The sequence below is a fragment of the Nocardioides sp. genome (assembly GCF_004803405.1).
Taxonomy (GTDB): Bacteria; Actinomycetota; Actinomycetes; order Propionibacteriales; family Nocardioidaceae; genus Nocardioides; species Nocardioides vastitatis.
Map to the genome: position 1 here is coordinate 1 of NZ_SSXI01000238.1, position 5,389 is coordinate 5,389.

General features: G+C 70.9%; 4 protein-coding genes. All 4 read left to right on the forward strand.

Annotated features, from left to right (window positions below; all coding sequences use genetic code 11):
• On the forward strand, positions 1-1,132 hold a 1,132-nt coding region (locus tag E7Z54_RS17320), incomplete at its 5' end, for a M15 family metallopeptidase (RefSeq protein WP_136435833.1).
• Between the two features lie 56 nt (positions 1,133-1,188).
• Positions 1,189-2,361: a CaiB/BaiF CoA transferase family protein gene (locus E7Z54_RS17325; RefSeq protein ID WP_136435834.1), complete on the forward strand. Its 1,173-nt coding sequence runs from the start codon at positions 1,189-1,191 to the stop codon at positions 2,359-2,361.
• On the forward strand, positions 2,358-3,851 hold the full coding sequence (locus E7Z54_RS17330) for a flavin-containing monooxygenase (protein ID WP_136435836.1): 1,494 nt from the start codon (positions 2,358-2,360) through the stop codon (positions 3,849-3,851). The genes E7Z54_RS17325 and E7Z54_RS17330 overlap by 4 nt, the downstream gene beginning before the upstream one ends.
• Before the next feature lie 240 nt (positions 3,852-4,091).
• Positions 4,092-5,389: DEAD/DEAH box helicase (locus E7Z54_RS17335; RefSeq protein ID WP_136435838.1), on the forward strand; the 1,298-nt coding region annotated here is incomplete at its 3' end.

Consider the following 5,389-nt stretch of genomic DNA (forward strand, 5'->3'; position numbering starts at 1 on the left):
GCCCGAGCGCGCCGGCGAGCCGAGCACGGCGTCCGCCTCGTCCAGCGCCGTCCCCGAGAACGCCGTCGACCCCGACCACGCCGTCGCGGCGCCGGGCAAGCTCGAAGGCAGCCTGTACGGCGACGACCTCCTCGTCGTCAGCGACGACACGATCTCCGATGAGCTGCTGGAGCAGATCACGGGCGTGACGGTCCGCGGCCGGAAGGGCGTGGTCGCCTACGAGATGCTGTCCTACGGGCAGTTCTCGGTCGAGAACAAGCTCTTCAACATCGCGGCCGTCGACCCGGCCGGCTACCGCAACTTCACCGGCACCAAGAGCGCGGCGTTCCAGGACCAGTGGGACCGGATCGCCGGGGGCGAGGTCGCGGTCATGCAGGACCTGCAGCGGCGGCTTCCGATCGACGACGACGACTACCTCCAGGTCGGCAAGCAGCAGATCCACGTCGGTGCCTGGTCGACCGCGGAGGTCGACAGCGTCGACGCGATGGTCAACGAGAAGTGGGGCGCAGAGCTCGGTCTGCAGAAGGACAACGCGATCATCCTCAACACCGGGCTGTCGTCACCCCAGGTGGTGCGGGACCGGATCGAGAAGGCCGTCGGCAAGGGCAAGGTGTCGATCATCGCCCTCGACATCGTCGCGCAGGAGGGCCTGGACATCGGCACCTTCCAGACCGCCGTGCCGGTCGGCGCCTTCCGCGAGGCGGTCGGGGTCTTCCGCTACACCCCGATCGGCGGCGGCCGGATCGCGCCGGACCCGGCCTGGGTGAAGAGGTACATCGTCACCGAGCAGGTGCCCATCCTGGGCACGGTGACCTGCAACCGGCACATGATGCCGCAGCTCAAGGCGGCGCTCGCCGAGGTGCAGCGCCGGGGCCTGGCCTCCGAGATCCACCCCGACGAGTACGCCGGCTGCTACTACCCGCGGTTCATCGCCGGCTCCACGAACCTGTCGAACCACTCGTTCGGCCTGGCCCTCGACTTCAACGTGCCCGGCAACCAGCGCGGCACCGTCGGCGAGATGAACCGCGAGGTCGTCGCGATCTTCAAGTACTGGGGCTTCGCCTGGGGCGGGGACTGGGCCTGGACCGATCCGATGCACTTCGAGCTCGAGCGGATCGTCAACCCCGGCTAGTCCCGGGGGCCCGGACACTGACACCAACGCTGTCACCCTCGTGCCATGATCGGCCCATGTCTTATGAGCTGGGTCACGGCACCGGTCCGCTGAAGGGACTGAGGGTCGTAGAGATCGCGGGCATCGGTCCGAGCCCGCACGCCTGCATGATCCTGGCGGACCTGGGCGCGGACGTGCTCCGCGTGGAGCGGCCGGGCGGGCAGATGCTCGCCGGCGGGTCCCACGACCTGCTCAACCGCGGCCGCCCCAGCGTCGCGCTCGACCTGAAGAACCCCGAGGCGGTGGCTACGGTCCTGGAGCTCGTGGAGAACGCCGACGTGCTCGTCGAGGGCATGCGCCCGGGCGTGGCCGAGCGGCTCGGCTTCGGGCCCGAGCAGTGCCACCGGCGCAACCCGCGGCTGGTCTACGGCCGGATGACCGGCTGGGGCCAGGACGGCCCGTGGTCGCAGGCGGCCGGTCACGACATGAACTACATCGCCATCACCGGCACCCTCTTCGGGCTCGGCCAGGTGAAGGAGAAGCCGCAGTTCCCGGCCAACCTGGTGGGCGACTTCGGCGGCGGGTCGACGTACCTGGTCATCGGCATCCTCGCCGCCCTGCTCGAGGCGAAGGCGTCCGGTAGGGGCCAGGTGGTCGACGCCGCGATCGTCGACGGCACCGCCAACCTCAACGCGATGACGACGGCCTTCCTCGCCAGCGGCAACTTCCGCGAGGAGCGCGCGGCGAACCTGCTCGACGGCGGCGCGCCGTACTACGACATCTACGAGACCGCCGACGGTGAGCACATGGCCGTCGGCGCACTGGAGCCGCAGTTCTACGCGCAGTTCGTCGAGCTGCTGGGCATCGCAGACACCGCGCCGGACCGGTTCGACCTGGAGCGGACCGACGAGCTGCGCGCGGTCATCGCCGCCCGGTTCCGCGAGCGGACCCGCGACGAGTGGTGCGCGGTCTTCGACGGCACCGATGCCTGCGTCTCGCCGATCCTGCGGATGAGCGAGGCGCCCGACCATCCGCACATCAAGGGTCGCGAGGTCTTTGTCGAGCACGAGGGCATCGTCCAGCCGCAGCCCGCACCGCGGTTCTCCCGCACCCGGGCCACCCTCTCGCTGCCGCCCGCTCCCGCGGCCGGCGCCCACACGCGGGAGGCGCTGGTGGCGTGGGGGGTCGCCGACGTCGACGGTCTCATCGAGCGCGGCGCGGCCGTGCAGGTGGGAGAGTCCCCCGCGTGACCGAGCAGGTCTCCTCGGGATCCCCCGAGCACGTCGATGTGCTCGTCATCGGAGCCGGGCTCTCCGGGGTCGGCGCCGCCGCGCAGCTGCGCGACCGGCATCCCGGACGCAGCGTCGCCGTGCTCGAGGCGCGCGACGACCTGGGCGGCACCTGGGACCTGTTCCGCTACCCCGGGATCCGGTCGGACAGCGACATGTTCACGTTCGGCTACAAGTGGCGGCCGTGGCGGAGCGACGTCGCGCTGGCCGACGGTGCCCTGATCAAGAGCTACATCGAGACGGTCGCCGAGGAGTACGGCGTCACCGGCCTGATCCGCTACCGGCACCGGGTGCTGCGCGCGACGTGGGACTCGACCGACGCGCGCTGGACGGTGAGCGTCGCGGTCGGCGACCCCGCCGACGACGCGGCGGTCCAGACCTTCACCATGACCGCGAGCTTCCTGTGGTCGTGCGCCGGCTACTACCGCTACGACGAGGGCTTCCAGCCCGCGTGGCCGGGCATGGACGAGTTTGGTGGCCAGATCGTCCACCCGCAGCACTGGCCCGAGGACCTGGACTACCGCGGCAGGCGGGTGATCGTGGTCGGCAGCGGCGCCACCGCCGTCACGCTGGTGCCGGCGATGGCCACCGGCGATGGGGCTGCCGAGCACGTCACGATGCTGCAGCGCACGCCGACGTACGTCCTGTCCCGGCCGGGCCGCGACCCGCTCGCTCGGCTGCTCGGGCGGCTGCCCGACAAGATGTCGTATCCCGTCGTGCGCTGGTCCAACATCCTCCAGGCGATCGTGTCGTTCCAGCTCTCGCGACGGTGGCCGGACCGGGCCAGGGCCTTCATCCGCAAGAACGCGAAACGGATGCTGCACGAGGACTTCGACGTCGACACCCACTTCGACCCGCCGTACAACCCCTGGGAGCAGCGCCTCTGCTTCGTGCCCGACGGCGACCTGTTCAACGTGATCGCCGCCGGCCGCGCCGACGTCGTCACCGGCACCATCGAGACGTTCACGCCGACCGGGGTGCGGCTCACCTCGGGTGAGGAGCTCGAAGCGGACCTCGTGGTGTCGGCGACCGGCTTCCAGCTGCTGCTTCCGTTCGGTGGCGTCGAGATCGAGGTCGACGGCGAGCAGGTCGAGCTCAAGGACCTGATGGCCTACAAGGCGCTGATGCTGAGCGGGATGCCGAACTTCGCCTTCACCATCGGCTACACCAACGCCTCCTGGACGTTGAAGGCCGACCTGGTCATCGACTACGTGTGCCGGCTGCTCGACCACATGGACGAGCATGGCTACCGGATCGCGGTGCCGGAGCCCGACCCGAGCGTCGGCAGGCTGCCACTGATGGACCTCAGCTCCGGGTACATCCAGCGGTCCGCCCACCTGCTGCCCGCGCAGGGCGACCGTCCGCCGTGGAAGCTCGACCAGAACTACATGGTCGACCGCAAGGTCATCCAGAGGTCCCCGATCGACGACGGCGTCCTGCGGTTCAAGTAGCCCGCAGGTCGATGCCGGAGGTCGAGGAGGTCGCGCAGCGACCGTCACGCGACCGCAGCCCCGCGCGGCGATTCGCCCGCGCGGTCACCGCTCGGCTAGGGTCGAGTCATTGGTCCGGCCGGTCTTGCCCCGGACCGTCGCGCAGCGCCCCTGGTGCCGCGCCCTCGAATCAGAGGCCCGCTTACCTCGTCCCTTCACCAGTCGGGACAGCACGGCGAGACGCCGACCGAGAGAACTCTCTTGACTTCCACCTTCGCCGATCTTGGCGTGCCCACCGATCTCGTCGCCGTCCTGACGGCCAACCAGATCACCGTTCCCACCCCGATCCAGGCCGCGACACTGCCGGACTCCCTGGCCGGCCGTGACGTCCTCGGACGCGGCCGCACCGGCTCCGGCAAGACCTACGCCTTCGGGCTTCCGCTGGTGGCCCGACTCACCCAGTCGAACCGTCGGCCGGCAGCCAAGCGCCCGCGCGCCCTGGTCCTGGCCCCCACCCGCGAGCTCGCCAGCCAGATCGCGGCCTCCATCTCGCCGCTCGCCAAGGCGGCCGGTCTCAGCACGACGACCGTCTTCGGCGGCGTCGGCCAGGCCCCTCAGGTCACCGCGCTGCGTAAGGGCGTCGACGTCCTGATCGCCTGCCCCGGACGGCTCGAGGACCTCATCCAGCAGGGGCACTGCAGCCTCGCGGACGTGCAGGTCACCGTGCTCGACGAGGCCGACCACATGGCGGATCTCGGCTTCCTGCCCGCCGTACGGCGCCTGCTCGACCAGACTCCCAAGGGCGGACAGCGGATGCTGTTCTCCGCGACGCTCGACGGCGCGATCAACGTGCTGGTGAAGCGGTTCCTCGACAAGCCGGCCGTGCACGAGGCCGACTCGGCCCAGTCGCCGGTGGCGAAGATGGACCACCACGTGCTGCACGTCGACCGGGACCTGCGCCTGCCGGTGCTGCTCGACCTGGTCAGCGCCCCCGGCCGGACCGTCGTCTTCACCCGCACCAAGCACGGCGCCAAGGCGCTGGCGCGTCAGCTCAACAGCAACGGCGTCCCTGCCGTCGACCTGCACGGCAACCTGAGCCAGGGCGCGCGGACCCGCAACATGGACGCGTTCCACAGCGGCAAGGCGACCACTCTCGTCGCGACCGACATCGCCGCTCGCGGCATCCATGTCGACGACGTCGCGCTCGTGATCCACGCCGACCCGCCGGCAGAGCACAAGGCCTACCTGCACCGCTCCGGCCGTACGGCCCGTGCGGGCGCGGCCGGCACCGTGGTCACGTTGATGACCAGCGACCAGCGCGGCGATGTCCGAGCGCTCACCCGGGCCGCCGGCATCACGCCGACGACCACCCGTGTCGACAGCGCCGGCCACCCGGTGCTGCAGGACCTCGCTCCCGGCGAGCGGTCCCGGCCCGGTGGCCTCAAGACCGAAGTGACCACCACCTCCTCCGGTGGCGGCCGCTCGCGGCCCAAGAGCGGCGGCACCCGGTCCGGCGGCAACGCTGGCAACGGGGGCGGCCGCTCCGGTGGCAAGCCCCG

Coding starts and splice junctions, on each gene's coding strand:
- E7Z54_RS17325 (WP_136435834.1), top strand. CDS start 1,189: ATGTCTTATGAGCTGGGTCACGGCACCGGTCCGCTGAAGGGACTGAGG.